This window comes from Phytoactinopolyspora endophytica, assembly GCF_004138495.1.
GTDB lineage: Bacteria > Actinomycetota > Actinomycetes > Jiangellales > Jiangellaceae > Phytoactinopolyspora > Phytoactinopolyspora endophytica.
In genome coordinates this window covers 231,420-234,024 of record NZ_ML142849.1, presented here as the reverse complement: position 1 = coordinate 234,024, position 2,605 = coordinate 231,420, and the positions used below count along the sequence as shown (strand labels likewise).

Annotated in this window: 3 protein-coding genes; all 3 read left to right on the top strand. The window is 66.0% G+C overall.

Translation table 11 applies throughout. The features are described from left to right. Nucleotides 1–1,133 (top strand): FtsX-like permease family protein (locus ELR45_RS01040; RefSeq protein WP_205855648.1); only part of this gene is annotated, 1,133 nt, incomplete at its 5' end. Nucleotides 1,134–1,261: 128 nt separating this feature from the next. Beyond that, nucleotides 1,262–1,621 carry a YciI family protein gene (locus ELR45_RS01035; protein ID WP_129662725.1) on the top strand — a complete coding sequence of 120 codons (360 nt, stop codon included), beginning with the start codon at nt 1,262–1,264 and terminating at the stop codon, nt 1,619–1,621. 11 nt (nt 1,622–1,632) lie between these two features. After that, on the top strand, nt 1,633–2,605 hold a 973-nt coding region (locus ELR45_RS01030), incomplete at its 3' end, for an RNA polymerase sigma factor (RefSeq protein WP_240759045.1).

Below are 2,605 nucleotides of genomic sequence, written 5' to 3'. Positions count from 1 at the left end.
GCCTATCGGTGCGGCAGCGTGCCACCGAGATGGCCTTGCTGAAGAGCGTCGGCGCGACACCGGCGCAGGTGCGCCGGATGATCATCGTTGAGACGGCCGTCATCGCCGTCGCCGCGACGCTGCTGGCGGTCGGCCCGGCCATGCTCGGTGGCCGTTGGCTGCTGGACGCGCTGATCTCCACCGACCAGGTCGCCTCGAGCGTGTCCTACGCATTCGGGTCCATCGCCGTGTCCATGGGCGTCGGCATCACCGTTGTCGCCGCCACGGGCGCGGCGATCCTGGCCGCCCGGAGAGCCACCCGTATGGGCGTCACCGAATCCCTCATGGACGCCGCGATCGAGAAGCCCAAGATGAGCAAGAAGCGCATTGTGGCGGCCTGCGTGGCGTTCGCCGTCGCCATCGAACTGGCAGTACTCACCATGGTGCTGACGGTCGATCAGGGTTACGAGTCGATGCAGACGGCCGGGTCTGCCGACATCTTCGCCGCGATCGGACTCGCGATTGTGGCACCGGCTCTGATCCGCATGGTCATCGCCGTGGTGGCCGGCCCGCTACAGCGCCTCGGCGGGGTCGCCGGCTACCTGACCGTGCAGAACATGCGGCAGCGTGCCAAGCAGATGGCCAGCGCCGTCATGCCGATCATCCTGTTCACCGGTATCGGCATCGGCACCCTCTACATGCAAAGCATCGAGAACGACGCCGTGGCTGCCGAGGGTTTGGTCAAGACCAACGAGCAGAACAACATCGAGACGCTGAACTTCATCGTCATCGGGATGATCGTGGCGTTCGCGGCCATCCTGCTCATCAATACGCTGATCGCCGCCACCGTCTACCGCAGCCGGGAGTTCGGCCAGCAGCGTCTCACCGGTGCCACGCCCGGGCAGGTCCTGGCAACGGTTGCCCTCGAGGGTGTCGTACTCACCGTCACAGGCGTGTTCTTCGGCACGATCGCCAGCCTGTTCACCATCCTCCCGTACGCCGCTGCCCGTACCGACTCGCTCATACCCGATGTGGGCCCGGTGATCTACCTGGTCATGGTTGCCGTCGCCGCGCTGCTGACCTTGGGAGTGAGCCTCGATACAGCTCGGCGCAAGATCCGGACGCCGGCTGTCGAAGCGGTTGCCGTGCCGTGACATCTGCTCGTCCGCGCTACTCTGACGCGCACCGGGTTCGTTTCACGGTCCAGAACTCGCCGCTGGCTCCGACTACTGGGTGAGGCCAGGCCGATCAGGGCTGGACACACCGCGAGGGAGACGACCGAATGAAGTACATGATCATGATGTTCGGCGGAGTCGGGGAAGCGCTGGAGAACCGTTCACCCGAATGGATCGGAGGGATGCACCGACTCTTGGTGGACCTCGATTCGGAACTCCGTGAGTCCGGTGAGCTGGTGGGCAGCCAGAAACTCACAGCTCCCGCCGCTGCGAAGACGGTGCGTTTTGTCGATCACGAGTCTGTAGCGACCGACGGTCCGTTCGCTGAGCTGAAGGAGTCTCTCGCCGGCTATTGGATCGTCGACGCCAGTGAAGAGCGAGCTTTGGAGATCGCCTCCAAGGTCGTGCAGTACATCGAATTCCCCATGGAGGTCCGGCAAATCATGGACGAGCCGTCGGCGATGTGAACGACTCGTCCATGAGGGGGTTGGCCGTGATGGCGGGCACCCGCGACCCGGTTGAGGATCTGCTGCGTGAACTCGCGCCGCAGGTCCTCGCCACGCTCGCTCGGCAGTACGGTCAGTTCGATGCGGCCGAGGACGCGACGCAAGAGGCGCTGGTGGCAGCCATCACCCGATGGCGTGATCAGGGCATCCCCAATCACCCTCGGGCCTGGCTGTTGACGGTCGCCCGGCGCAGCTTGATCGATGAGTGGCGAAGCGAGAGCGCTCGCCGCCGTCGTGAGGAGAGCACGGCCGGCCCGCCGTCGGGTCCGCTCGTGGCTCCCGGGGCGGACGAGCAACCCCCCGACGGCGACGACACACTCACGCTTCTCTTCATGTGCTGTCATCCTGTCCTCGCTCCACCGGCCCAGATCGCGTTGACCCTACGAGCGGTCGGGGGACTGACGACGACGGAGATCGCCAGAGCGCTGTTGGTGCCGGAGCAGACGATGGCCAAACGCATCACCCGGGCCAAGCGCCGCGTTGCCGAGGCCGGAGCACGGTTCGAACTGCCGCCGGCCGGGGATCTCCCCGTGCGGCTCCGTTCGGTGCAGGCTGTGCTCTACCTGATCTTCAACGAGGGATATACGGCGAGCTCAGGGGAGAGACTCCATCGTGTAGACCTGTCTACTGAGGCGATCCGGCTCACTCGGCTACTGCACCGCGTGCTGCCAGCGGACGGAGAGGTAGCCGGTCTGCTCGCGCTCATGCTGCTCACCGACGCCCGCCGGCCGGCCCGAACGGAGTCCGACGGATCGCTCGTGCCGCTGGACAGGCAGGACCGGTCCACGTGGGATCGCGCGGCTTTGCGCGAAGGGCTGCGGCTGGTCACCGACACGCTGGGGCGCTTTCCGATCGGTCAGTACCAGCTCCAAGCGGCTATCGCCGCAGTTCACGACGAGGCGGCTACCGCCGACGCCACCGACTGGCCGCAGATCCTCGCGCTGT